Origin of the sequence: Rhodococcus sp. I2R (assembly GCF_020889545.1) — a bacterium.
In the GTDB taxonomy this organism is placed as follows: Bacteria; Actinomycetota; Actinomycetes; order Mycobacteriales; family Mycobacteriaceae; genus Rhodococcoides.
In genome coordinates this window covers 1-25,143 of the sequence record NZ_JAHUTG010000035.1, presented here as the reverse complement: position 1 = coordinate 25,143, position 25,143 = coordinate 1, and the positions used below count along the sequence as shown (strand labels likewise).

28 protein-coding genes are annotated in these 25,143 nt (G+C 62.4%); 9 read left to right on the top strand and 19 right to left on the bottom strand.

Features of this window, described 5'->3' with window-relative positions; genetic code table 11:
- Nucleotides 1–68 precede the first annotated feature (68 nt).
- From KVY23_RS23485 to KVY23_RS23460, 6 genes are read right to left on the bottom strand one after another with little or no spacing between them, the layout of a single operon-like run.
- On the bottom strand, nt 69–662 hold the full coding sequence (locus KVY23_RS23485) for a hypothetical protein (protein ID WP_075839954.1): 594 nt from the start codon (nt 660–662) through the stop codon (nt 69–71).
- The gene (locus KVY23_RS25225; RefSeq protein WP_230558386.1) at nt 659–1,273 is read right to left on the bottom strand and encodes a DUF6286 domain-containing protein; all 615 of its coding nucleotides are present in this window, start codon (nt 1,271–1,273) and stop codon (nt 659–661) included. The genes KVY23_RS23485 and KVY23_RS25225 overlap by 4 nt, the downstream gene beginning before the upstream one ends.
- Nucleotides 1,270–1,674 carry an Asp23/Gls24 family envelope stress response protein gene (locus KVY23_RS23475; protein ID WP_075839969.1) on the bottom strand — a complete coding sequence of 135 codons (405 nt, stop codon included), beginning with the start codon at nt 1,672–1,674 and terminating at the stop codon, nt 1,270–1,272. The genes KVY23_RS25225 and KVY23_RS23475 overlap by 4 nt, the downstream gene beginning before the upstream one ends.
- Nucleotides 1,667–1,852 carry a hypothetical protein gene (locus tag KVY23_RS23470; protein ID WP_206511489.1) on the bottom strand — a complete coding sequence of 62 codons (186 nt, stop codon included), beginning with the start codon at nt 1,850–1,852 and terminating at the stop codon, nt 1,667–1,669. Before KVY23_RS23470 ends, KVY23_RS23475 begins: the two co-directional genes overlap by 8 nt.
- Before the next feature lie 57 nt (nt 1,853–1,909).
- The gene (locus KVY23_RS23465) at nt 1,910–2,242 is read right to left on the bottom strand and encodes an Asp23/Gls24 family envelope stress response protein (RefSeq protein WP_230558385.1); all 333 of its coding nucleotides are present in this window, start codon (nt 2,240–2,242) and stop codon (nt 1,910–1,912) included.
- Nucleotides 2,239–2,724: an Asp23/Gls24 family envelope stress response protein gene (locus KVY23_RS23460; RefSeq protein WP_075839953.1), complete on the bottom strand. Its 486-nt coding sequence runs from the start codon at nt 2,722–2,724 to the stop codon at nt 2,239–2,241. Before KVY23_RS23460 ends, KVY23_RS23465 begins: the two co-directional genes overlap by 4 nt.
- 182 nt (nt 2,725–2,906) lie before the next feature.
- On the opposite strand from KVY23_RS23460, the gene KVY23_RS23455 reads away from it, so the two are divergent.
- The 3 genes from KVY23_RS23455 to KVY23_RS23445 all read left to right on the top strand — a co-directional run bounded on the left by KVY23_RS23455 (nt 2,907) and on the right by KVY23_RS23445 (nt 5,664).
- Nucleotides 2,907–3,485, top strand: coding sequence for a dihydrofolate reductase family protein (locus tag KVY23_RS23455; RefSeq protein WP_075839952.1), 579 nt, complete (start codon nt 2,907–2,909; stop codon nt 3,483–3,485).
- Between the two features lie 120 nt (nt 3,486–3,605).
- Nucleotides 3,606–5,003, top strand: a complete 1,398-nt coding sequence (locus KVY23_RS23450; RefSeq protein WP_230558384.1) for a potassium transporter TrkG — start codon at nt 3,606–3,608, stop codon at nt 5,001–5,003.
- On the top strand, nt 4,996–5,664 hold the full coding sequence (locus tag KVY23_RS23445; protein WP_230558383.1) for a TrkA family potassium uptake protein: 669 nt from the start codon (nt 4,996–4,998) through the stop codon (nt 5,662–5,664). The genes KVY23_RS23450 and KVY23_RS23445 overlap by 8 nt, the downstream gene beginning before the upstream one ends.
- A gap of 17 nt (nt 5,665–5,681) precedes the next feature.
- Here KVY23_RS23445 and KVY23_RS23440 read toward each other — a convergent pair whose 3' ends face one another.
- Nucleotides 5,682–6,155 (bottom strand): GNAT family N-acetyltransferase, encoded by a 474-nt coding sequence (locus KVY23_RS23440; protein ID WP_230558382.1) that lies wholly within the window; start codon nt 6,153–6,155, stop codon nt 5,682–5,684.
- Nucleotides 6,156–6,291: 136 nt separating this feature from the next.
- Between KVY23_RS23440 and KVY23_RS23435 the strand changes: the two genes are divergently transcribed.
- Nucleotides 6,292–7,953: a cation:proton antiporter family protein gene (locus KVY23_RS23435; protein ID WP_230558381.1), complete on the top strand. Its 1,662-nt coding sequence runs from the start codon at nt 6,292–6,294 to the stop codon at nt 7,951–7,953.
- Nucleotides 7,954–8,021: 68 nt separating this feature from the next.
- On the opposite strand, the gene KVY23_RS23430 is transcribed toward KVY23_RS23435, so the two are convergent.
- On the bottom strand, nt 8,022–8,453 hold the full coding sequence (locus tag KVY23_RS23430; protein ID WP_230558380.1) for a MerR family transcriptional regulator: 432 nt from the start codon (nt 8,451–8,453) through the stop codon (nt 8,022–8,024).
- An 85-nt stretch (nt 8,454–8,538) separates the two neighbouring features.
- On the opposite strand from KVY23_RS23430, the gene KVY23_RS23425 reads away from it, so the two are divergent.
- Both KVY23_RS23425 and KVY23_RS23420 read left to right on the top strand, forming a co-directional pair.
- The gene (locus KVY23_RS23425) at nt 8,539–9,822 is read left to right on the top strand and encodes an MFS transporter (RefSeq protein WP_230558379.1); all 1,284 of its coding nucleotides are present in this window, start codon (nt 8,539–8,541) and stop codon (nt 9,820–9,822) included.
- Between the two features lie 46 nt (nt 9,823–9,868).
- Entirely contained in the window at nt 9,869–11,203 is a 1,335-nt protein-coding gene (locus tag KVY23_RS23420; protein ID WP_308071117.1) for a wax ester/triacylglycerol synthase domain-containing protein, read from the top strand.
- A gap of 288 nt (nt 11,204–11,491) precedes the next feature.
- On the opposite strand, the gene KVY23_RS23415 is transcribed toward KVY23_RS23420, so the two are convergent.
- The 9 genes from KVY23_RS23415 to KVY23_RS23375 form a co-directional block, all read right to left on the bottom strand.
- A complete protein-coding gene (locus KVY23_RS23415; protein WP_230558378.1) occupies nt 11,492–12,745 on the bottom strand; it encodes an MCE family protein in 1,254 nt (417 codons plus the stop codon).
- 10 nt (nt 12,746–12,755) lie between these two features.
- On the bottom strand, nt 12,756–13,034 hold the full coding sequence (locus KVY23_RS25055) for a WhiB family transcriptional regulator (RefSeq protein ID WP_268995376.1): 279 nt from the start codon (nt 13,032–13,034) through the stop codon (nt 12,756–12,758).
- Between the two features lie 261 nt (nt 13,035–13,295).
- Entirely contained in the window at nt 13,296–14,138 is an 843-nt protein-coding gene (gene istB, locus KVY23_RS23405; protein ID WP_230558377.1) for an IS21-like element helper ATPase IstB, read from the bottom strand.
- Nucleotides 14,138–15,526: an IS21 family transposase gene (locus tag KVY23_RS23400; RefSeq protein WP_230558376.1), complete on the bottom strand. Its 1,389-nt coding sequence runs from the start codon at nt 15,524–15,526 to the stop codon at nt 14,138–14,140. Before KVY23_RS23400 ends, istB begins: the two co-directional genes overlap by 1 nt.
- Before the next feature lie 134 nt (nt 15,527–15,660).
- On the bottom strand, nt 15,661–17,127 hold the full coding sequence (locus KVY23_RS23395) for an FAD-dependent monooxygenase (protein WP_230558375.1): 1,467 nt from the start codon (nt 17,125–17,127) through the stop codon (nt 15,661–15,663).
- A 388-nt stretch (nt 17,128–17,515) separates the two neighbouring features.
- On the bottom strand, nt 17,516–17,908 hold the full coding sequence (locus KVY23_RS23390; protein ID WP_230558374.1) for a hypothetical protein: 393 nt from the start codon (nt 17,906–17,908) through the stop codon (nt 17,516–17,518).
- A gap of 10 nt (nt 17,909–17,918) precedes the next feature.
- Nucleotides 17,919–19,061 (bottom strand): NAD(P)/FAD-dependent oxidoreductase, encoded by a 1,143-nt coding sequence (locus KVY23_RS23385; RefSeq protein ID WP_230558373.1) that lies wholly within the window; start codon nt 19,059–19,061, stop codon nt 17,919–17,921.
- On the bottom strand, nt 19,058–19,255 hold the full coding sequence (locus tag KVY23_RS23380; protein ID WP_230558372.1) for a ferredoxin: 198 nt from the start codon (nt 19,253–19,255) through the stop codon (nt 19,058–19,060). Before KVY23_RS23380 ends, KVY23_RS23385 begins: the two co-directional genes overlap by 4 nt.
- The gene (locus KVY23_RS23375) at nt 19,252–20,454 is read right to left on the bottom strand and encodes a cytochrome P450 (RefSeq protein WP_230558390.1); all 1,203 of its coding nucleotides are present in this window, start codon (nt 20,452–20,454) and stop codon (nt 19,252–19,254) included. The genes KVY23_RS23380 and KVY23_RS23375 overlap by 4 nt, the downstream gene beginning before the upstream one ends.
- A 154-nt stretch (nt 20,455–20,608) precedes the next feature.
- On the opposite strand from KVY23_RS23375, the gene KVY23_RS23370 reads away from it, so the two are divergent.
- The 3 genes from KVY23_RS23370 to KVY23_RS23355 all read left to right on the top strand — a co-directional run bounded on the left by KVY23_RS23370 (nt 20,609) and on the right by KVY23_RS23355 (nt 22,602).
- On the top strand, nt 20,609–21,289 hold the full coding sequence (locus KVY23_RS23370) for a TetR/AcrR family transcriptional regulator (RefSeq protein WP_230558371.1): 681 nt from the start codon (nt 20,609–20,611) through the stop codon (nt 21,287–21,289).
- A 73-nt stretch (nt 21,290–21,362) separates the two neighbouring features.
- A complete protein-coding gene (locus KVY23_RS25320) occupies nt 21,363–21,578 on the top strand; it encodes a helix-turn-helix domain-containing protein (RefSeq protein ID WP_374108762.1) in 216 nt (71 codons plus the stop codon).
- Nucleotides 21,579–21,741: 163 nt separating this feature from the next.
- A complete protein-coding gene (locus KVY23_RS23355; RefSeq protein WP_230558370.1) occupies nt 21,742–22,602 on the top strand; it encodes an IclR family transcriptional regulator C-terminal domain-containing protein in 861 nt (286 codons plus the stop codon).
- Here KVY23_RS23355 and KVY23_RS23350 read toward each other — a convergent pair.
- Together KVY23_RS23350 and KVY23_RS23345 are read right to left on the bottom strand one after the other, a co-directional pair.
- Nucleotides 22,557–24,011: a hypothetical protein gene (locus KVY23_RS23350; protein ID WP_230558369.1), complete on the bottom strand. Its 1,455-nt coding sequence runs from the start codon at nt 24,009–24,011 to the stop codon at nt 22,557–22,559. The two genes, KVY23_RS23355 and KVY23_RS23350, sit on opposite strands and share 46 nt — an antisense overlap.
- A gap of 390 nt (nt 24,012–24,401) precedes the next feature.
- On the bottom strand, nt 24,402–24,671 hold the full coding sequence (locus KVY23_RS23345; RefSeq protein WP_230558368.1) for a hypothetical protein: 270 nt from the start codon (nt 24,669–24,671) through the stop codon (nt 24,402–24,404).
- Nucleotides 24,672–25,143 lie beyond the last annotated feature (472 nt).

Below are 25,143 nucleotides of genomic sequence, written 5' to 3'. Positions count from 1 at the left end.
CCCCGGGTCTTGTGGCAAGACCCGGGGTGCGCTATAGATTGAAGGTGGAAGAGGCGGGTGGCTCGCCCTCAGTTCAGTGTTCGTGTGGCTTTGTGCCGTTTCTCTATGTAAATCACGGTCCGAGTGGCCAACGAACTGTCCCCGATCATGGTGACGGCGTCTCTGGCAACCTGATCGGCCGCGCGGGCAGCCTCACCGAGAAGCTCGGGAGATTCAGCTGTCGCATTGATGACGATGGTTCGTTGTCGCCGATCGATGACCGCCTTCGCCGACGCTTTCTTGATAGCGGCGTATGTTTCGAGAGCTCGCGCGGATGCGCTTGCCAATGCCGTGACATCGGCAGTCGCTCGGCCGGGTATCGTGCGCTCGACCTCGGTATTCGATTTCTCACCGGCGACCGAAGCGCGGTCGATTTTCGACGCCGGTCGGTGTGCCACGAGCCAGCGCAGCGCCACGAGAACGAGAACGACGCCGACGCCTGCACTCGCCCATGGCCACCAACTCGACTCGAATGCACTGACGGGACCGGGGGCAGTGATGTATTCGGGAATGTCGTCGATGAGCGCTGTGTCCCACAGGAGTACCGCGGCGCCACCGGCAACGAGAAGGAGTCCGATGATGGCCGTCGCGAGGCGGTCCACCGCCACCGTGGAACGGGTCATGACCTACCTCCGGTCCGAGTGCGCACCTTGGTCTTGGGCGCGGCGGTCAAGGGCTCGAGCGCGATGCCGACTTGGTCCGCGATGGCTTTTTCGAGCTCGGAGCGTTCGTCACCGGTGATGTCGGCGCGCACTGTTACCGACCGTCGAGTCGCCGAGGCGCGCGCGTCGAGTACGCCGTCGACCGATCTGGCGGCGTCGGCCGCTATGCGCGCCACCCCCGACGGTTCGATGTAGACACTGGTCTGCGCAGCCACCTCGAGCGCAGTTCTGCGCCGTGGCTTGAGCGCGGCGACGAGGAGGAACAATCCGAGGACGATGGAAACGATTGCAATGGGAATCATCCATCCTGCAAAGGCCAATCCGTCGACCCACTGCGCTGCTGTCTCCGTCCATGGCGTGCCGTCGATCCAGCCCGCACCGACTACGCCGTCGCGGATACCCACAGCTCCAGCCGCGAGCAGAAGCAGCGCCACGAGAGGCCCGGTGAATCCGGCTGCGGGCAGAGCAAGCGGCTCCTTCGCGCGGGCGGGGGTCAGACTCGTGTTGTGCACGGATTCGGTATCTCCGGACGACTTGTCGGTGTTCACGTCATGGTTCACGTCATGGTTCACGTAATGGCACTCCCACCTGATGTGACACCCGCGGGCGTCGGGTCGACGATGATCGCAGGCACCGTCACGTCGACGCCGTCGACGTGCAGGCCTGCCAATGAACTCAGCGCGCGGGCGACGTTGTCTCGCACCGACGCCGTGAGCGCAGGGAGCGGCGTCGGCCAGAGCGCTGCAATGTCGACGCCCGCACGCACACGACCACCGGAAATCAAGACCCGGACGCGTGGGAGGTCACGTCCGGTCAACTTGCCGAACCCTTCCGAGCGCGCCAGCACACCGTCCGTATCGAGCGCAGCCTTGACGGCCAGACGTTCGACCACCTTGTCCTTGATCGTCAAGGTGCCTCGCTCGGCCGGCTCTGTACGACTGCCTGCCGGGGCGGAGGCAGGTTCGTCAGCCACGACCGCGTCCACCGCCACGCAGGAGCGCGCTGAGATCGAAATCGCCGTCGCGCGCGCCGCCGAGAACATACCCGACCGCGCCGAGGACGAGGGCAACGAGGAAACCGGTGAATCCGCCTGCTGCGGCGGCGACGCCGAGCAGGAGACCGGCAATCAAGCCGAGCGATGCAGTGTTCATCAGTGCAATCCTTCGATGGTTCGTGGTGTCGAATGGGCGTGGTCGGGTTGGTCGCTGTCAGCGGCCGGGGGAGGGCGGAGATGCTGCCGTGACGTCCTCTACGCACACGTTGACATCTCGGGTACCCGTCAGAATCGATACCCGTGAGCGAATGGCGGCGGCCAAAGCGGAGAGATCCGATCCGTAGACGGCGGTGACGTGTATTTCGACCGAGTTCTCATCGACACGAATACCTGGTACTCGTCTGCCCGGTAGGTATGTTCCGATTTCACCGAACATTCCGGGGTGGAGGCCCGCGACACCCGACACGGAGGTCGTTGCTTGGCCCACGACCTCCGCAATTTCGGGTGGCACCGACTGCTCGACGCCTGATGGGGCAGGGTCGTTCACTGGACTCGCGATGGTTTTGGCTCCTCGCCGGTGTCGTTATTGCTCTCTTCGTCGTCGAGGTGCACATCATGGACAGTGATGTTCACTTCGGTGACCTCGAGGCCGGTCATGCGCTCGATTGCCGCGATGACGTTACGCCGAATACCCGACGCGAGATCTGTGATCGAGACCCCGTATTCGGCGACGATGTCGAGGTCTACTGCTGCCTGCTTTTCGCCGACCTCGACGGACACTCCCTGGGAGTGGTTGATGCTGGCGCCCGGGATGCGTTCGCGCAGGGCTCCGACGACTCGCGAAGCTCCTCCACCGACTGCATAGACACCGGTTACTTCTCGGGTGGCGATTCCGGCGATCTTGGAGACCACCGTGTCGGCAACCACGGTCCGGCCTTGACTGGACACCAAGGTCGAACCCGAACTAGAGCCTGCGTCGATTTCGGTCGATGGGGTCGCGGTCGTGCTCGTTGTCTTTGGTGCGGTCATCGCGTTTTCTCCTCCGGTAGCGGTAGACGCCGGGTACGTCTACGCCCTACATACCCGGCTTCGATCAGGTAAACCCCGCCGGGGCGTCGAACTCGGCGACATAATTGTCCGACCGATGACTTTTCGGTATCCACGCGGTCCATCTCCATGACCGTTCGTGGAGCCAATGCAGGAGGACCCAAATGCGCAGATTGATAGTCACCGCTTTCGTCTCGGTCGACGGTGTCATGGAAGCACCGGGGGGCGAGCCCGGCTATCGCAACGCGGGCTGGACCTTCGAGAACATCGAGTTCGACGTGGCGGCGTACGAGATCAAAGACCGCGAGCAGCAGGAAACGACGGCACTGCTGTTGGGACGAAAATCGTATGAAGCGTTCGCGCCCGTCTGGCCGACGATGGAGGAGTTCGCGGAGTACAACGCGATGCCTCGCTACGTAGTATCGAGCACTCTTGCGCAGCAGGATTCGCGGTGGCCGGCGACTATCCTGCGCACAGTCGACGAGGTGGCAGCTCTCAAACGTACAGAGGGTGGGCCCATCGCGGTGCACGGAAGCGCCGAACTCGGGCAATCGCTGGCCGACGCCGGACTGGTGGATCGCTACCACCTGTTGGTGTTCCCGGTTCTCCTCGGCGCGGGCAAGAGACTGTTCAGCGACAGTGACAAGGACAGCACCCGCCTCCAGCTCGTGGAATCGGAGTCCTACAGCAACGGAATTCAGAAGCAGATTTTCGACGTCGTGGGTGAACCCGCGCGTTCCTGACCCCCGCGGTCCCTGACGCCCGATGTCGTCGGCGACATGCGTAAGCTCTCGCTTCGTGCACATCGTCGACACGCGCGCTCTCGGCAGGCGCGGTACCGGGTCAGGATTCGCGAGCCCACGATGAACCGGCCCGTTCAGAAGTCCATCTCGGCGCTGAAGATGCCGTCCATTCCGCGGCCGCGGAATCCAGCGTCGATGGTCCTGGTCGGGTTCGCAGCTGCCATTCTGCTGGGTACCGGTGTGCTGATGCTTCCGATCTCTTCGGAAACCGGAGATGCGACATCGTTGGTGACCGCGTTGTTCACCGCCACCTCGGCCATTTGTGTCACCGGACTCGTCGTGGTCGACACCGGATCCTACTGGTCCGGCTTCGGCGAGGTCGTGCTGATGACGCTCATCCAGATCGGCGGGCTGGGCATCATGACCTTGGCTTCGCTGCTCGGCCTGCTGGTCGCGCGTCGCATGGGCCTTCGGATGCAATTGGTGGCTCAGGCGGAGACGAAGGCTCTGCAGCTGGGGGAGAGCAAGAGAGTCGTTCTCGGCGTTCTTCGAATGAGCCTGGCGATCGAAGCCGTAACGTCTCTGGCGCTGGCTGCTCGTTTCCACTGGGGGTATGACGAGTCCGTCGGCGACGCACTGTATTCGGGTGTCTTTCACGGCATCTCCGCGTACAACAATGCGGGTTTCGCGTTGTACCCCGACAGCCTCAGTCGATACGTCAGTGACCCCTGGGTCATTGTCCCCATCACCATCGCGTTCGTTCTCGGGGGACTGGGGTTTCCGGTTCTCATCGAAGTTGCGCGTTCCATCAGGCGAACGAAGACGTTCGACCACCGCCGCAACTCATGGACGCTGCATACCAAGATCACTCTCATCACCTACGCGGCACTCGCGGCTTTCGGCGTCGTCGCAATCACCGCCGTGGAATGGACCAACCCGGACACGCTGGGAGCGCTGAGCACGCCGGGCCGACTGCTCGCCGGCATCTTCCAAGGACTGAGCCCCCGTACGGCTGGCTTCAACAGTATCGACACGGGCGCTATGCATCCGTCGGCGCTGCTGATCACCGATATGTTGATGTTCATCGGCGGCGGTAGCGCCGGCACCGCCGGTGGAATCAAAGTCACCACGTTCGCATTGCTGGCTTTCGTCATCGCAGCCGAGGTGCGGGGTGAGCCCAGCGTGCATGTGATGGGCCGCAAGATCGGGGCGCAGGTTCAGCGCCAGGCGGTGACTGTCGTGCTGCTGGCCGTCGCCGCAGTCATCGGCGGCACCGTCGCAATCATGCTCTTGACCCCGTTCGATCTCGACGACGTTCTGTTCGAAACCGTATCGGCGTTCGGTACGGTGGGCTTGTCTACCGGCATCACCGCTGACCTGCCTGATGCCGGGCAGATCGCGTTGGTTCTGTTGATGTTCATCGGTCGGCTCGGCCCGATTACGCTCGCGTCGGCCTTGGCCTTGCGCGAACGTGGCCGACGCTACGAACTACCTGAGGAGCGACCCATCGTTGGTTAGGAACAAGAGATCCGGCACACGTGTCGTGGTTATCGGACTCGGACGGTTCGGTGCATCGCTCGGGCGCGAGCTGTGTGGGCACGGCTCCGAGGTGCTCGGCTTGGATACGGACGCACATCGAGTCCAACGGTATGCCGACGAGCTGACGCACACCGCCATCGTGGATTCGACCGACGTGGATGCGTTGGCTCAGCTCGGCGTGCCGGATTTCGGCCATGCAGTGGTGGCCATCGGAAGCGATCTCGAATCGAGCATTCTCACGACATCGCTCTTGTCCGATTTCGGCATCGAGAACATCTGGGCGAAAGCAACGAGTCGCCAGCACGGGAAGATCCTCGAACGGGTCGGCGCCCACCATGTGGTTCTCCCCGAACACGACATGGGGGAGCGGGTCGCTCATCTGGTCACTGGACGAATGCTCGACTACATCGAGTTCGAGGAAGACTACGCGATGGTGAAAACTCTTGCGCCGCAGTCTATGGTGGGCCGAACGCTCCGCGACAGCGACGTCAGGCAGACCTGCGGCATCACGGTGGTGGGAATCAAGCATCGAGGCGCGGACTTCACTCACGCAGCACCCGAATCGGTAATCGAAGAGGGTGACCTGCTGATATGCGCGGGACGAACCGCTCAGGTGGAGTTATTCGCCGACCTACGGTGATCCAGCGAATACGTCGCCTATGGATGCAACCGAAGGGTCATGAAGATGCTGTTCGGATCGTCGGTCGGATAGTCTCCGAAAGCGGCACACACAGCGAACCCTGCGCGTTGGTATGGAGCGCGGGCAGTGTGAAAGAACTTCATACTGCCTGTCTCCAAGGACAATTGATGAACTCCACGGCTCGTGGCATCACAGATGGCGTGATCGAGCAGGAGCTTGCCGATTCCGCGCCCTCGGTAGTCCGGCGCCGTCCGCATGCTCTTTATCTCTTCGTGCTCGGAGCTGAGGCAACCCAAGCCGATCGTCCCGACGAGTTCGCCGTCGATACGCGCTACCCAGAGCCGGAAGTCTCGCGTCGACTTCATGGTCTCGAAGTCCAACGCGTGCTGGCTTTCACTGGGGGCGGTAGGGGCGATGTCTGCAAGGTGCGCCCCGAGGAAGAGTTCGAGAGCCGGATCGCCATAGTCGGCTCGCTGGATCACCACTGTCATACCCGAATTCTGCCTTGGGGGAGGATCCGTCCACTGAGAAAATCGCGGGTTGCCGGGATACTGGTGCGAATCGGGCACCATGTAGGCATCGACGACACCGGTGAACACGCCCCAATCTCGAACAGCAAGGACGCGCATGTCAGTAGTTGCCATCTATCTCGTCATCACTTTCGGCCTCGGTGGCCTCGCCATGGCCGTGCGTCTGCCTCCGTTGGTCGGATTTCTGACGGCAGGGTTCGTCATCAACGCCTTGAACCTCGAGGAACTGCCCCAACTCGATTTGATTGCGGATCTCGGTGTCACGCTCTTGCTGTTCGCGATCGGCCTCAAACTCGACGTTCGGATACTGCTGCGCCGCGAGGTCTGGCTCACCACGTCGGCACACATGGTGATCAACGTCGTCTTCGGCGCCATCGCGTTGTGGCTGTTCGCCTTGGTCGGGGTTTCGATGCTGGCAGGACAGAGCCTCGAAACGATCGCGCTTCTCGCCTTTGCGCTGTCATTCTCCAGCACGGTGTTCGTGGTCAAGGTCCTCGAAGAGCGGGGTGAATCGAACGCACTTTATGGGCGCATCGCCATCGGCATCTTGGTGATGCAGGACATCATCGCGGTGGTCTTCCTGACCGTCACCAGTGGAACGCTGCCGAGCCTGTGGGCACTCACGCTGGTGGGGCTGTGGCCTCTCACTCGCGTCCTCCGAAGGATCTGGAGCGGACTCGGGCACGGCGAAATGCAGTCCCTGTTCGGCATCGTGATGGCTTTTGTGCCGGGCTATGCGTTGTTCTCTGCACTAGGTCTCAAAGGCGACCTGGGTGCACTGGTGATCGGAGTGCTGCTGGCGTCGCATTCAGCGTCGTCGGAACTCTCACGTTCGTTGTTCCACATCAAGGAACTCCTGCTCGTGGGCTTTTTTGTGTCGATCGGCCTGACCGGGCTGCCGGATTTGCCCACCATCGGCGTCGCCCTGCTGATGCTGATGTTCCTGCCGTTCAAGGCAGGCTGGTTCTTCATCTTGTTCACGATCATGAAGCTGCGACACCGTACCGCGTTGCTCGCCGGGTTGAGCCTGATGAACTACTCCGAGTTCGGCTTGATCGTGGTGTCGGTCGGGGTGACCTCCGGACTGCTGGCACCAGCGTGGTTGGTGGAGATGTCGATTGCTGTGGCTCTGAGCTTCGTTGTATCTGCACTGGTGAATGGACGTGGCCACCTGATGGAGGAGAAGATAGCTGCGCGGCTACCGGCTCAGGACGAACGAACCCTGCATCCCGATGAACGCCCCGGCGATGCCAGTAATGCCGAAGTTGTCGTGCTCGGCATGGGCCGCGTCGGCTTCGCCGCCTACCAGCGACTGACCGATCACTATGGTCTCCGAGTGGTCGGTGTCGATTACGACGGGCCCCGAATCGAACGACTCGCGGACGAGGGACTGCGGGTCATCGAAGGTGACGCCACCGACCTCGACTTCTGGAACCAGCTACGGCGCTCAGGATGCGTGCGCATCGCCGTGTTGGCCATGCCCCGCCACGGCGCCAATGTCACCGCGCTCGCGTGCCTCCGCGAGTCTGGTTTCAGCGGAAGGGTTGCCTCTGTGGCCCGCTACGACGACGAAGTGGAGTGGGCCAAGGACCACGGGGTGGATATCGCTTTCAATGTCTATTCGGGCGCAGGGTTGGAATTGGCGGATCAGGCGGCTCGAGGTGGAGCGCTGGACTTCGACGAATCCGAGTCCGACAACAACTCACCGGAGGAGAACGAGCCGCCGATAACCGGAAAGGGAGCCGCGGACAAGGCCTAGCACTTCCTGCCGCGTTCGAAAGGGGCTTGGTCCAAACGCGGTTTGGACCAAGACCGCCGGACAGATCCTCAAGAATGCGCACATCCAGGCACCTTCGAATGCGGACCGCTAGCGTTCATGAGATGCGTGGCGTTGCCGTCGCGGATGGAGATCACTTCGTCGAGATAGCACGCTATGGCGTCGCGGTTGCGCAGCATGCTCTCGGCTATTTCTTCCATCCTGTCGCGCTCTCGCCGCAGGACGGCGATCATCTCTGGTGTTGCGTCGGCGAAGTGAATAACTCGCGGTTTGTCCAAGCACGGCAAGATCTGCTTGATGATCCGTGTCGGTAGCCCGACGTCGAGTAGGCCGCGGATCTGCAGAACTCGATCGATGAATCGTTCGTCGTACTGCCGGTACCCGTTGGGTGCCCGCGTCGACGAAATAAGTTCGCGCTCTTCGTAGTAGCGAAGCAGTCGCACCGAGGTGTTGGTTGCGCTTGCCAGTTCGCCAATCCTCATCGCGACCTCCAAGTTCTGAGTGTGGCGCAAGTCACCCGAATTGGCCTTGACCTTCACATAGGTGTGAGGGTTTGAGCATAGATACATGACAGGTCCATTGAAAGCCGAAACTCGTTCGGAGCGGTTGCCATTGCTACCGCTCTTGGCGCTCGCCACTGCCGTATTCGTCACCAGTTTGACAGAAACCTTGCCGGCGGGACTGCTGCTGGACATCAGCGGTAGCCTATCCGTCGGTGAGTCGGCCGCCGGGCAGACGATCACGATTTACGCAATAGGGACCGCGCTGACAACCATCCCGCTGACTGCCGCAACGGCCGCGTGGCGGCGTAAGAAGCTGCTCCTGCTGTCGATAGTCGGTTTCGCGGTGGCGAATTCGGTGACGGCAATGTCATCGAACTACGAGTTGACAATGATAGCCCGATTTGTCGCAGGGATGGCAGCCGGAGTGGCATGGGCTTTGCTCGTCGGGTACGCCCGGCGTCTGGTTCCCGAGCATCTACAGGGGCGTGCGATCGCGGTCGCAATGGCCGGAATTCCCGTTGCCTTGGCGCTCGGCGTTCCGGCAGGAACATTCTTGGGCAAAGAACTCGGTTGGCGAGTCGCATTCTGGCTCATGACCGGGATCGCCGTCGTTCTGATCGGGTGGATCGTAGCCTTCGTCCCCGACTACCCCGGGCAGGGTCGCGGCACCCGCGCCACCTTCAAGCACACCATCGCAACACCAGGTGTCGGAGCTGTACTGTTCGTGACCTTTACTTTCGTTCTCGCACACACAATCTTCTACGCCTACATCGCGTCGTTCCTCGACAGTGTCGGTGCCGGAGGAGAGGTCGACGTGGCCCTCCTCGTGTTCGGTGTCGCGTGCCTGATCAGCATCTGGGTGACTGGCGCGAAAATCGATCAGAAGCTCCGACTGCTGGCTCTCAGTGCCACGGTGCTCTTCGCCGTCGCGGTCACAGCTCTAGGGCTTGCCGGCGACACTCCGGTGGTGTTGTACGCGGCACTGTTCGTGTGGGGCCTCGCATGGGGCGGCGCCCCGACACTGCTCCAGACCGCAGTCGGTGTGGCCGGCGGTAGGGTCGCCGACGAAGCCCAGGCAATGCTCGTCACCTTGTGGAATGTGGCCATGGCTGTTGGTGGCGTCATCGGCGGACTGCTCTTGAGCGGGGTCGGGCCGGGCTCTTTCGCATGGGCAGCACTGATCCTGCTCACCCCCACACTGGGAGTGGTGTTGCTGTCGAGAAAGCACGGTTTCGCGGCGGTCGCCACGGCGTCGGCATCACCGCAGCCGCCATTCGAGGTCAAGGCCACGCCGGGGACGCAGCTGGACACCACCCCGACTGTCGATCATGTGAACGAACGCCGATGACCTTGGGCCCTAGCGAGTGAGTATCCGCGGTGGTGCGCTGGCACACATGATGGAACGCCTGATGAGCAACCCGGTTGATCGTTTGAGTTCAGCTGATTGCATGTACCTCGCGATGCAGCGTGCGTCTGTGCCCAACCAGTTCGGGGCGATCCTTCTCCTCGAACCTACGGACGGTTTCAACTTACCTGGGCTCATGAGGACGCTCGGGGAACGAATCTCTGCCATTCCGCGAATGCGTCAGCGCGCCATGAAAGCACCTTGGGGCTGCGGCCGACCCGTTTGGATCGACGACGCCACTTTCGCCGTGGAACGGCACCTTCGTCTCCTCGAGTGTCCGTCACCGGGTGACGAATCCGCGTTGCTCTCCGTTGCCGCAGGACTGCTCGCCCGTCGGCTACCGGTTGACCGTCCGCTGTGGTCAGCGACCGTGGTGACAGGGCTGACAAAGGGCCGGGTTGCACTTGTTCTCGTAGCCCAACACGCACTCGCCGACGGAATTGGAGGTCTCGCGGTTCTGTACGCACTGGCCGATGGAGCTGCACCGGGGACCTGCCGTACTTTCCCTCTTGCGCCACCATCCACCAGCCGACTGGCTGCCGATGCCATGCTCACTCGCGTCCGACTGTTGACGCGGGCAATGAGCCCAATTCGGTCGGCTCTCGAATCAACTGGCAGCCGGAGCCATTCGCGGATCGGTCAAGCAGCATCGTGCTCTCTATCGAAACCGACCGGAGGAGAACGTCGTTTGGCCATCACTCGGACGAACACCGCTGACATCCTGGCTGCTGCGCATCGCCACGACGCCACCGTCAACGATGTTCTTCTCTCGGCGATCGGGGGCGCTCTGGGTAGATACCTGGGGGAGTGCGGCGAGCATGCCGACACTGTCGTGGTCGGCATCCCCGTCGGAATGCGTCAGGCAGCGACAGTGGGGGACATCGGAAACCGCACCATGCAAATCCGAGTTGCCATACCGACTGCAGGCGAGCCAGCTTTGCGGCTCAGACGGGTGAAGCATGCCATGCGAGTCAGCAAACGCTCGGCGCCCGGACCAATTTCGGCCGCCTCTGCGAGTGTCGTGGTTCGGGCAATGCTGGCTGTGGGGATATACCAGTGGTACATGCGACGTCAGCGCTACCTGCACTGCGTGGTGACCAATGTCCACGGGCCCGATCGCCGGTTGACGTTGTGCGGGGCACCTGTCACCGACATCGTTCCGCTTGCAGTCGGTGGTGGTGGCAATGTGGTGGTGACGTTCGCTGCGCTTTCGTACGCTGGCACGCTGGTTGTCACCGTGATCGCTGATCCCGACCCCTTGCCGGACCTCGCAGAAATCACCGTTCCGTTGGCGGGGGAGCTGCGCACTCTGTTCACGATGTAGTGGAGGGCCGGGTGCCCGCGTGAAGATCGGCTACGTCTTCACCACGCCAGCGTTTCACCGCCAACTCGAACTTTCCCGAAGAATCGTCTTGCAATGTCGACACCATCGTGGTTGTAGCCGTTCATGATTGCGGCGAACGCTTGAAGTGCGTGGGAGACCGTGGAGACTCCGTCTGCGTGCACCGACCTCATTCCGTTCGATCAGCTCACCGAGTTCTTCGACACAAACTTGCGATAGGGAGGCGCTTCTCCCTGTGCGTCTTGGCAGTAACAGCTGCGCGTTGGCCAACTACCTACGCGGGGTGACTCCGATCAGGGGTGCGAGTTGTGTAGCAATGGGATTGAGGTTGAGCTTGTCCGGATCGACCTTCGGCTTGTTGTCCCACGGTTGCGGCGTTTGCGGATCCGCATACACGATACGGCTCGAGCTACGGACACCGGTGACGCTTCCCTGAGGCGTCAGACAGTTCGCCTGTAAGTTCAACGGGTAGTCCTCTCGGGAGGGATCGAAGTTCGGGTTCTTCGCCTTCTCCTCATCCAGGATCGATTGCGATGCTTCGTACCCGATGGTGCACGGCGGCGGGTTGTTGACTTCCAAGCCAGCAAAGCTGAGGTGGATGGAGCCGTCGCCTTGGACGAGGGTGTGCGCTGCCGCTGATATGGACGGCAAGAAGATCAGCAAAGGCCTGAGAGCGAACGCCTTCGGGGCGTACAGCGAGGCGACAGAATCGATGTTGTTCAGGTTCGTAGTCAGGGCCGGACCGCCGTCGGCAACGAGTGCGCCGATCTGGTCGCTTGCATCCGTGCCGGTCCCGATCAGGCGCCGAACATCGGGGTCACTGCTGCGCAGTTGTGCCGTAAGATTATTCAGGTCTGCGCTGAACTGCCCGATCGCCGACGACTGCTCGGACTGGGTGTCGAGCACTGTTCGACTGTCCCGGATGAGTCCGAGCGTCTCGGGCAGTGCTTCCTCGGCTGTTTCCGACAAAGTGCCGAGTGAGTCCACGAGGACTTGCAGATCTTCTCCCTTGCCATCGAACGCCGCTCCGAGTTCCCTGACCGTTGTAGCGAGGTTGTCCAGAGGGATGGTCTTGATGAGCTGATCGGTGCTGGCCAATACGTTCTCGACCGGTACGGGCGTTCGAGTGTCCTCGGGAGCAATGATCGACCCCTCCGCGAGGAACGGTCCGTCACTGTTTGCGGGCTGCAAATCGACGTACTGCTCGCCGATGGCCGATCGATTCGCCACAACGGCCAGTGCCGAGGCCGGGATGTCCGGACCTCCTGTGTCGAGCAACAGCTCCACGCCGATACCGGTGCGGGTCAACGACAAGGTGCCGACGGTCCCGACGGGGACACCCCGGTAGGTGACCTCGGCGTTGGAAAAGATGCCGCCGGAGTCTGCGAACTCTGCGGTCACGCGGTACTGCCCGAAGCCGAGCAGGTTGTCGAGGCGGACGTATGTGCCGCCGACATAGACGATGCCGGCTATCGCGACGGCAACGAATGCAATCAGCTGAATCCTTACCAGTCGAGTGACCACAACGTCATCCTTATCGAATATCGTTCTGTCGGAGTGTTGGTTGCCCCGCGCTGATCCGGCTTCGCTCGCGGGCCGACAGGCCGTCCCAGATGCCGTGTAGTTCTTGGTGTGCGACGGCATAGCTTTGGTACTGCATGAGGACGGGGCAGTGTGCGCAGATCGATTTGGCCGGCAGTTCCAGACGCAACTGAACAGTCACCGGTGGGGAAAGTAGATGACGCTGTGTAGTCGGCGACAGGCGCCGCGCATCTGCCACTCCCAATGTTCGGGCGCAGCGTCGATGCGCCATTGATGTCGCCGTTGGGCATCATGGCCAGTCTTGAGCTAGGTGCAGTCCACTCACCACGGCTGCGGCCACCCTTGTGTGATCTCCGGGGGCGAACTCGCGGTCGCTGCAGTAGATGAACCGGTCGGGCCGGACAAGAAAGCCGTCGGCACGGGCTCGTCGCATCTGCCGCTCGAGCACTCCTTCGCTGTCCACGAAATGGTGACGAGGCTCAGCGAAATTCCCCAACCGCGCTCACCGAAATTCCCCACTCGTGAGCGGTCTTCACTGTAGCGGTTGGCGGGTTCCGGTGGTGGCTTTGCGGAGCTTCTCCGATCTGGCGTTGTGGTCCCGCAGGCGGTAGGAATCGCCGTCGAGGTTGAGCACGACGGAGCGATGCAGGAGTCGGTCGAGCATGGCTGCTGCGACGGTGTTGTCACCGAGCACTTCACCCCACGATCCGACGCCACGGTTGGTGGTCATTACGATCGATGTCTTCATATACCGTTGCGAGACAACCTGAAACAGCGCCGACGCCGCCTCACCGGGTAGCGGTAGGTAGCCGAGTTCGTCGATCACCAGCAGTGTCGGTCCGGCGTAGAACCGCATCGTCGTTGCCCACCGCCCTTCCAGTGCCGCCCTGTGGCAGCGGGCAGCGAGATCGGCAGCGGTGGTGAAGTACGTCCGATACCCGGCATGCGCAGCAGCCCTCGCGAGCCCGACCGACAGATGCGTTTTCCCGACCCCGGGCGGTCCGATGAGCAGCACATTCGTCGCCGTCTCCAAGTATCGGCAGGTCGCGAGCTCGTCGATGAGCTTGCGATCGACACCGGCTGCGGCGTCGTAGTCGAAGTCCTCGAGCGACGCCGGCGTCGGCAAACACGCGAACCGCAGTCGCCCGGTCAACCGGCGTGCCTCGGTGGCCTCGACCTCGATCGAGAGCAACCGGTCCAATGCCGCGGTCATCGACAGTTCCTCGGCTGCTGCTTGGTCGAGGACCGAGGGCAACGCTTCGGCGGCGTCGTGGAGTTTCAGGACCGCGAGGTGGCCGCGCAGGCGCTGATAAAGACTGGCCGCTTCGGCCGTGTTCGGTGCCGGCATCCGGTCGCTCGTCTTCTTGTCGGCCATCAGAGGGTGTTCCTTCCGTGTGCAGCCCGTTCGTAGACCGACAGGTCGTAGACGATCGCACCTGCATCAGTGGATTCGGTTGCGTGACTGCCGATTGCGGTCTGAACGTCTTGGGCGGACGGTGTTGATTCGGTCGATGTTCGGAGTTTCTCTGCGGCAGCGAGGGCGTCGGGTCCGGGTGGGATGCGTTCTTTGCGGCGGTGCGGGCGGCCGGTGTTCGCACCGGACATCGCTACTTGTTCGAGGGCGTAGATGTGGCCGTGGTCGCGGACCATCGCTCCGGTGCCATCGGCTGCGAGGTGGTGTCGGGCGATGGTGATCCCCGAGGTGGTGACGATGTCGATGACATCGGCGCCCAGAACGTGCGTCACGGTCACTGCAGCACAGGCGAGTTCGGGTGGGACCGAATACCGGTTGCCGCGATAGGAGACCAACGCTTGGCGGGAGGCGGTCCGGTCGGTGGTCAGGATCGCTGGATACGCGGTCGCTGGCATCGGATGCAGCCCTTCGGCGGTGGCGATCGTCGCCACCGACGCCTTCCCATCTTTTGTGGGTCGCAGCCGGGTGTCGCCGCGCAGACTGCAGAACCGATCGAGGCTCGCTTGCGCTTGCTCGACGGTCAGATCGTCCGAGAGTGTTCGCCACCACCGCTGCGCGGCAGTATGATTGGACTTCTCCACAGCGCCTTTACGGTTGCCGCGGCGCGGTGGACAGATCGCAACGGAGACACCGTAGTGTTTCGCGACGCCGGCGAAGCTGGCCGTGACCCGGCCCGACTCCGGGTGGCAAACCGTCGCCATCCGATCGAACCGCCACACGCGGCTGACTCCACCGAGTCCTCGGCAGATGCGGTCGAGTCCGTCGACGACATGCGGCTGCGTCATGTTCGGGGCGAGAACACCGCGCCACTTGCCCGAGCAGGCCAACGTTCCGACGAACAGATGTGCCATCGAACCCCACCCCCAGGAGGCGGGCGGGTTGGGTAGATCGACCCAATCCCACTGGGTCTCTTCACCGGGCGGGTGTTCGATCACCGCGTTGGGTCTTTCGGTTGCGGTGAGGCAGGCTTTGCAGATCGGGCGTAGCTTCAGCTCGCGGATCTTGCGGTGCAACGTTTGATACGACATCACATATCCGAGGTCTTCGAGCTCGTCGCACAAGGTACGGACCCACAGGTGCGGGTCGTCGATCAGGCGCGCGGTGACGTAGGCGAGGAACACCTCGAAGGGGTCCGGTGTGCTGCGTTTGCGCACTCCAGGGGTGGTGGCCCCGTTGAGGTAGGACCGTATGGTCTTGCGGTCGCGGCCGGTATGGCGCGCGATGTCGGCGATCTTCCAGCCTCGTTGGTGCAGGGCGTGTATTTCCACGTCTTCCTCCCGTGTAAGCATGAGGAGCGGGTCTCCTTCGGGTAGCTGGTGTGTGGTCAGAGACCACCAGCATCCGGGGAGACCCGCCCTCGTTGGCGGTGCCACACGGGTGGGGAATTTCAGTGAGCGTCAGTGGGGAATTTCGATGAGCGCCGTCAATGGCCCGCGGCGACTTTGTGGCTTGCGATCGCCGAGGCGTATTCGAGCTTCACCTCGGCAACTCCGGCCTCGGCCAGTTGCTTTGGGATCGGCGCCGACGGGAAGCCGACCCAGGTCCATTTGTTGTCGAGCACGACGTCCAGGCGTACGGGTGTAAGGTCCGATCCCACTACCCACGGCTGTTTTATGAAGGTTCCGCGTGGACTACGGTGCGATGAATCGATACCGAAGAACCCACCTTTGGTGCCGAGTTTGTACATCGGCTTGAGTCCATTGCCCGCGAGTAGGCGCGACAAACCGGGTATCTTCGATGCCGCCACGAAGAGGCCATCGCGTATTCGCGCTGCCGCCTCGTTCTCTAGCATCACGATGCGGCCGATGCGTAGCGAAAATTTAGTCAGCTGTTCGACATTGAGTCGTCGCTCGGCTTCGTATGTCTGCAGTAGTTCCGCATCGGCGTTACCGTTGAGGACTGCATCGAGCTTCCAGCAGAGATTCGCGGCGTCACGGACACCGGACGACACTCCCTGTCCGGCGAACGGCGGCATGATGTGCGCGGCATCCCCGGCCAGGAACACCCGCCCTTTGCTCCACTGTTCGGCTTGCCTGATATGGAAGGTGTAGCCCCAGCTACGGAATATTTCGACCTGGTCGTAGTCGATTCCGCGTTCGGCCAGCAGACCGCGAAGGCCTGCCTCGGTCTGCAACTGCTCCACTGTTTCACCTTTGTTGACCCGGTATTCGACACGGTGGTAGCCCATCGGACACGGGCAGTCCACACCAGGCCGTCGGGGGTCGGAAATGAAAGTGAAATCCAACGGGGCATCGGCGGGGAGGTCGTACCACGCTCGCAGTTGAATATCGAACCACGGTTCTTCGATGTGCTTGCCGGGCAGAGCGATACCGAGCAATTTGCGTACCGAGCTCGATCCACCGTCGGCGGCGATTACATAGCGCGACCTGATCAGCTGCTCGTCACCGCCACCCTCGATGGGACGCAGGGTGATGGTGACGGAGTCGGCGTCCTGTCTGAGACCGACGGCTTCGAAACCCGATGTAACGGTGACAGTGGGGAACCGGGTGATTCCCTCGCGCAGTACGCGCTCGAGCTCGGGTTGGTGGTAGTACGCCATACCCGGCACGCCCTGATCGCGACTCTCTGCAGAGAACATCGACAGAAACGTCTTGCCGCCGTGCTTGAAATGCACGCGGACGTCGGCGGACATGGTGGCCAACATGTCCTCGAACAAGCCCAGCCCCTGCCAGACACGGTGCGCGTCCTCGTCGGAGGCTATGGCTCGTTGGCGCGGATAGATCGAGATGTCGCGTTCGATCACCGCAGTGGTGATGCCCCGCTGTCCGAGAAGATTCGCTGCCGTCGCTCCGGTCGGACCCAACCCGATGATGACGACATCGACATCGACATCGACGTCTCGGAGCGGACGAATGTTGTTGCTGGTCATGCCATTCCTTATGTGTGATCTGTACGGTCCGCAACGGCGGTATTCGAGCGGACGCCGGTCGGCTGCCCAGGGAGGGGACGAAATGAACGCACTTCTGCATATACGTGCAGACGTCGCGGCTACTTCCGTCGTCGCGTTCGCGAACAGCTCCGTCGCGTCCACGAGGCTGATGACGATATCGTCACCTATGACCTATGCCATAGTCAAGTTTTTTTGACGAAATCGTCATATGTTCGGTGCGGACGCATACCGCAGCCACGAATGAGCGGAAAGCCGAGGATGACGTGCAGGAAACCATGGAGCCGAGTGCCGCGAGGAAAGTACGAGGGCAGAGTTTGCATCATGCTACGGCTCGAAAAGCGTGCGACGTTGACCCGTACGTCCGGCTCTATCGGGCGAGTTGCACGTCCGCGAGGGCACCGGCAATCACGAAGCCACCGGCAATTGCGCAGCCGGCCACCCGCGTCCTTTGTGGCAAGTGCGAGGTGAGAGCGAAGGCTGCGGTATCCCACACGTCGACGGCCACGCCTGCGCGAAGCAGCGTGCGCACCGTCTTCGGGGCGTACCTGGTTGCGGCGTACAGTCCGCCACCGATGTAGATTTCGCGAATTCCGAAGGTGCGGGCGGCAGCTCGCGTGGTGGAGACCGCAGCATCGGGTCCGGCGAGTAATTCGTTGGCTCGGGTGGGTGCGATCATATGGGCGATGCCGATCGCTGCGCGTGCGAGTCCGACCGCCTCGGGGAGCCGACGAGCGAGGTTGGAGGGGGAGCCGAAATTCATGAGTATTTCCTTATGTAGTGGGGATGGCGGTCTCGCGAGCCAACCGTCGGAGTAGACCGACGGACTTCTTGATGCCGAAGGCGACGATGGTGGTGTGGCCGTCGTCGTGACTCCACTGCAGCAGCGCCGATCCGTCCGCGATGGAGCCTTCGATGACGGCCGGCTCACCGAGCAGGGGGAGGGGGCCGACGACTTTGATGGATAGCCCGAGGATCTCGGTCCAGAAGTAGTCGTCGGTAGGTGGGCACGTCGGTTCGAGGCCGAGCGCGGATGCCGCGGCCACTTTGCCCTGCGCGACGGCATTCGACCAGAACGGTGCTCGGCTGGACGCCGCTCGCGAGTAGGTGACATCTCCGGCCGCGAATACGTTGGGAACCGCTGTCGCGCAGAGGTCGTCGATAGCCACCCCGCGCCCGTCGGCGATACCGGATCCGTCGAGCCAACCTGTCTCGGGGACATCGCCGGCGCACGTGACGACCAGATCGGCAGTGAGAATTCGATCTGCAATCTTGATGCCCACGACGCGATCTCCGGTCAACGCGACCGGGCTCTCAGCCTGTACGAACTCGACCGATGCGGCTGCGGCCCTTGCCACGATCGCGTCGGACAGGAAGGGGCCCAGGAGCCGCTTCAGCGGAGGATCGATATCGACAACGGTCACCGCGATACCGCGCGCAGCGCAGGCACTGGCGACCTCCATCCCGAGGAAGCCGGCGCCGACGACGATTGCGGTTCTGGCCTCGTCCAGTGTCGGGCGCAGTGCACGGACGTCGGCGAACGTCCGTAACACGGTCTCTCCCGATTGATCCGGACCCGCGATGCGACGCGCGGCTGCGCCGGTGGCCACGATCAAAGCGTCGTAGGAAATTTCGGTGCCGACGGCGGTTGTAATTGTGCGGGCCTCGGTATCTACCGACACCGCGCGATCGACGATCGTCGTGAGTTCGAGATCCGAAAGGTCCCACGTTTCCGCTTTGGCCGCTCCATCTTTGAGGACATGCTTCGACAGCGGTGGTCTTGCGTAGCAACCGTCGGGATCAGCGCCAATCATGATCAGCGGGCCGGCGTGCCCGCGAGCACGGAGCTCACGAGCTGCGGTGCATCCGGCGATGGAGTCTCCGACGATGACAATGCTGCGAGCGACCGACGTCACGCCTGTTCTCGCAAGGCCGCGACCGGACACACACCGATGGCCGACCGCGCCGAGGCCGCGAGGTCGTCGGGAATCTCCTCGTTGTCGAAGGCGTAGTGCAGTTCGCCTTCGTCGTCCAGGCTGAACACTTTCGGTGCCTGGTCGGCGCATATTCCATGGCCCTCGCACCGGTCCCAATCAACGTTGATTCTCACAGCGGTGTCCCTTCTGCCGCCACCAAGTGCAGTGGCAGACGTTCGTATCGATGGATGACGTTGTTGACGGCCCGCTTGGGCGTTCCGGCGGGCACGAATCGTTCCACGCGTCGCGCGAGGACCCGCAGCATGGTCTGTGTCTCCAAGCGCGCGAGACCCTGGCCTGCGCAACCGTGCGCGCCGGATCCGAAGCCGAGCTGGCGAGCAGCGTCTCGGGTGATGTCGAAGGCATCGGGGTCGTCCCATTCCGCCTCGTCGCGGTTTGCCGATGCGTAGATCACCAGTACGCGTGCGCCTTTCGGGACTCGTGATCCGTCGATCTCGACGTCGCGCACAGCTCGGCGCGAGAAGGCCCTGATCGGGGATTCGTATCTGACGACCTCGTTGACGGCATTGGGAATCAGATCCGGGTTCTGCCGGATCGCCTGCCACTGCTGGGGGTGCCGAGCGAACAGGTCGAGTGCACCGGAGATCGCACCGATGGTGGTGTCGAGCGAGGGGCCGAGGTAGTCGATCATCAGCGCCGGGCACGAGGACTTGGCGATCTTGTTCTCGTCGGCGGCTTTCAGAACGTCGTCGCCCATACTCCCAGGGATCACCGATCGTTCTCGCACCACCCGCCTCGAGAAGGCCAGCATTTCGGCGGCGCCCTTGACTGCGGCAACCGAGTGCCGGTTGACGGGGCCGAGAGAGTCGAATGTTGCTCCCGCCCAACGGAGGAGATCCTCACGCCCGTCCTCGGGCCAACCCACGAGATCGGGCACGATCGACATCGGCAGCGCCGTCGCGAGATCGTCGACACCGTCGACGGACTGCTTGCTCAGGGCCGCGTCGACGATGCCCTCGGCTTTCTCCTGCACCGCCGAGGTCATCTTTCGCACTGCCTTGGGGGTCAGGCGGTGAGCCAGGACCGAACGCTTCGTTGCATGCTCGTCGCCGTCGCTGTTGAGTGTCGTGCCGCGGCCCAGTCTGTTGGCCACCGGGTTGAGTGCGACGCCGTCCCCCGAGACGAAGGTCTCATCGTCGAGCAGCACTGCCTTGCAGTCGGCGTAACGAGAGATGGCAAACACCTGCTGATGCGGAAGCCACACCACAGGGCCGAGCGCACGCAGCGTGGCGTAATGAGGGTACGGATCGAGAATGCTCTGGGTTGAGTAGATGTCGGTGCGGTATTGCGGGATCGAAACGTTCGTTGTCATCAAGTCCTCGAGACAGCCGGGGAGCTGGCCGCGTCGCCAGCTATTGACGATATCGTCACCCATGGGGGTTGCCTTCGTCAAGCTTTTTTGACGAATTCGTCATTCTGGTACGCGATAGGCTGCCCTCCTACATCCCGCGAGCAGGAGTAAAACTGTGCCCGAAGGCAACCGAGTCGAGCCCCGGAAGGCTCGCACCAGCACCAAAGCCGCGCTCGTCAAGGCTGCGCAAGGTTTTCTGGCCAGCGGCAGCACCAACGCACCCGTTCTGGAAATCACCCAGGCCGCCGACGTCAGCAACGGATCGTTCTACAACTACTTCGAATCCAAGGAGGAGCTGTGGCAGGCGGCAATCGATGCAGCACTCGAATCCGCCGGCGACTACCTTGATTCACTCACTGTCGACCTGGACGACCCGGTGGAGAAGTTCACCCAGTCTTTTCGGCTGTCCGGACGACTCTTCCGCCTCCAGCCGCAACTGAGTCGCGTCCTGCTCAACTCCGAGGCTGCGGCGTTCGCCGCATCCGGAGGCCTGGCGCCGCGTTCACGCCGCGATATCGAATCAGCCTTCGCCCAAGGACGATTTGACGTGGATGACGCAGATCTCGCACTCGCGATCGTGGCCGGTTCTCTGCTGTCCATGGGGCGGCTATTGCTTGCCCAACCTGAGCGAGACGAGACAACAACCGTCGATGGCACGACGGAGCGAGTGCTCAGAGCCCTGGGAGTCTCTGCCAACGAGGCTCAAAGACTCTGTCGCATGGAGCTTCCAGCAAACTACAGCGTCGATGTGCGAGCAGCCGTCGATCCGACCGACGGCAAGGGTGGTCGACACTGAAGGAGCCGGTGACAGAGTGTGTTCGCGTGAGGATCCGGTCCCGATGTCGGGTCTGGTCACCAGAATCTGTCCCGTGTCGAACGGTGGCCGGTTCAGAATGAAGTCCGGGTCGGCCCTGCCACCTGGCGAACAGAGCATCGTCGTAGCCGGTGCCGGTGACGCGCTTCATGTTCTGGCCCGGGGGCTGCATGTGCTTCGCATCTTCTCGACCGACAAGCCGGTGATGTCGTTGACCGAGGTCGCCGCCGGTGCCGAGCTGGCACGGCCGACAGCCCGGGGATACTGCTGACGCTCGAAGAACTCGGCTACGTCAGATCCGGCCACGCCGGCTACACCCTGACCCCACGGGTGCTCGAACTCGGAATGGCCTACATCGGTGCCCTCAACCTCTGGGACATGGCATGGCCTCACCTTGAAGAACTGGTGGCCTTCACACCGGCGAATCGTCGTCGATGGCCCAGCTCGACGGCTCCGACATCGTCTACCTCGCACGGGTGGCGGTACCCAAGCTCATCTCGCTGCGTGTCGACATCGGGACCCGTTTTCCCGCGATGGTGACCTCCCAAGGGCGAGCTCTTCTCTCGGCGATGGACCGGGATTCGGTACACGAGCGACTGTCCGAGCCGAGCCGCTCGGGGATTGCTTCGAAAGTGTTCACGGCCGCACAGATCGACGAGATACTCGATGAAACAGCGGAGCGCGGATGGGCACTGGCCGATCAGGATCTGGCACCGGGCGTCCGCTCGATCGCAGTACCGGTACACGACGGCCGCGGAGTTGCCCTCGCAGCCATGAACATCACCGTCCACGCCGCCGAAACGACCGTCGAACTGCTACGTGAGAGGTACCTGCCTCGGCTTCTTGATGCGGCTGCTGACACATCGGCCGACTGGAGTGCGTGGCAAAACCGCCCGATCGAACCAGCGCGGCGAAAGGCTCCGTGTCGAGGTCATGATTTCGTCGCGATTCGCGTAAACGGAGTGACCACGTCGAACCTCATGACAGACGCAACGCTGAACTGCGCTGAATACGCTTACGCCCTTCCGTCGAACCCGGTCCGATCATCGAGATCCCGGGTTTCGTTGTCTTGGATCTTCCGCTCGACACCACGTCCATCGGATATGTCCCGTTCAGCGATCAAGGCGGCTGGGAGTGGAAGATCGGCGGAATCGCGTAGCCGATCGCGAGCTCGCAGCACACTGCGGTCCAACATCCGAACAGTTCTCTGCGTCCTCTCGCTGTCGGGATTCAGATGGACCTCGAGCGATCATGAGGCCGGGGCCATGTCCGAACTCAGCTTCTTGCGGCCGTAGTCGATGAAATACTGCAAGTTGCCCGTTTCGGGGCTGATTTCGACGGTGCTTTCGTCGATGCATTGACTGTTGCCGTACGTGATCACCTCAGTGAACGTCGCGGTTGTCTCGGCGGTCAGGAACTGCGTCCAGGTACCCCCACACCCGAGTTCTGGGTACTCCACGTCGGCGACGAGAATGCCGTCCTGTTCGCGTATAACCGCTCGGACGCTGTAGTCGACTGAATCGCCGCTGACCTGACCGGCCCAGGTTCCGATGTATTCGGCATTCGGTCTGCCGGCACCGATCAGGAAGGTCGCGCTGGTGTCGCTGTCCATTCCGCGGAGTTCCGCGACACTGCTCGCTACGCCGCGCCACATGGTTGCCAGTATCGGCCCGCCACCGATGATCGTTTGCCCCACCTGCCCCAACACATACTTTGGGGCGGTAGCAAGAATGGGGCTCAGGCAATCGGCGGTGACGACGAAGACGTCGGTGAAGTCCAGCCCGTCGATGCTCGGCTCGATCGTGCCGGCCACACACTCCACGAACTCGGCCTGCTGCAGAGCGGCCTCGACTTTTTCGCTTCCCCCGAACGGTCCGATCGCGACGTCCACAGCGAACAACGACAATTCCACGTAACTCAAGACAGCTTCTGCCGCCAACTCCCCACTCCTGGGTGGACTGTCGGGCAGGTAACGGAACGTCACTGATCCACCCGGCAACAAAGCGCCCTCTCGGTCTAGGTCGGCCGAAAACACGAGGTCGTAGACGAGTTGAGTAGCGATGTTCGACACATCGAGACCCGGGCCTCCTTGTCCGGGTCTGGGCGGCTCCGTTCTCACCCGGTAGACGAATGGTGAGTTCGAGTGCAGGTCCAGCCGAATACCTCCGGCGCCGTCGATGGCAAGGCACGGCCATGCCACATCGCGTGTCACACGCTGAACCGTGTACTCGACACCCGACGGTGCCTGAACACTGGACTGACAGTCCGCCGGCCGAGGGAACGTCTGCCCTGCTGCTTGGCCAACGAGATCGCTCATCTGCCGCACAATTTTTTGCATCGATAGGAAGCCCGCGACGAATCTCGACAGATGCATCGTCGTAGCGGATACAACTCGCGTGGACGGATCCCACTGCGCTGGATGAATGTCCAAGTCCCCGGCGGAGTTTTCACTCACGAAGACCAGCAAGTCTCCAGCGTTCAGACGTCGGTCGACGTCGACACCGCCATCCACTCGGGTTTCGATGGCAATCGGCGTGTCGGGCTGAATCCGTCCTTCGCCCAGCGTGATGGAGATTGCATCGGAGATGGTATCCAGATACGTCACGGCCTGGCCCGGTGTCGACGGCGCCGGTTCGACCGAGACTGATGTCCCTTCGGGCGCTACCGAGGCTCCCGCCGAGACCGTGACGCTGCCCACTGACACGGAGAAACCATCTGGGCCTACTTGGTTCTCGGGACGCGCCTGCGGTGCAGGCGATGCGCACGAGGCTGCGAGCAACATGATAACGGAGATTGCCGTGAGACGACAAGACACGGCCACGACGACTCCCGTTCCGAGAAATAGTGCGAGCGAACAGCTCACCCCAAGATGTGATCCTATTCGAATTTGCCATTGATCAGAAAAATTTGCATCTGTTTGACTGATCCCCGTTGGGGACCAGTGCGGCGGTGGCGACGACAACGAGCATCACACCGATCGCCGTGTACGAAATGCCGGTGGCAACGATGTACACCAGGGGTTCGCGCCGATCAGCACCGCCAAGACGACGGCCCATCGGTCACCCTCCGCTTTGAACGATGCGGACCACCGGCTTCATAGCGCCGCGACCCCGCCAACCAACACTCCCGCGGTTACGAGCGCCACCACGGACGGGACCCAGATGTTGGGAGCTTCGTCGAAGACCCACTGAGTGACACCGGTGATCGCGAACATGATCGCACCCGCCCACAAGGTGATGGCGAGGCGATCCACCGCCAGAGATTTCGGTCCGAGATGCGCCAGTGGAGCACGTTCGTGGCCACCGGCTACTGCTGAGGACGGGGTGCGCAGTGGACGTCGCTCGCAACTCGGCGCAGTCAGCACACTCCGTCATCTATCTGAATCGGGCTGCAGTTTCGGTTTGGGAAGTAATGTGCCACTCACAACTTGACGCGAACGAAAGGTCCTCGATGACTGACCCGCGCTGGCCGGATGATGCGAACACGTCGCAGCGTCTTCCGTCGTTGCCTGAGCACCTCGCTGACGGCAGGAAGCTCGAGCCGCGGACCTCAGTTCCGCCGGGACCGGGCTGGTATCCCAACCCAGCGGTCGGGGCGACGCAGTGGTGGGACGGACACCGATGGGCACAGCCAGCACTGCCTCAGATGACGGCGTACGGACCCGCCGCACAGGCACCTCTCGGCTACAACGTAGCGTCGGCACCAGTGTTCGTCTGTCGGCGGACATGAAAAACTGCCCACGGGCGGACATGAAAATGCCCACTGACGGTCAATAAGAACTGCCCACGGGCGGACACGAAAGTGCCCGCCGGCGGTCATGAATCTGCCCAGACCAC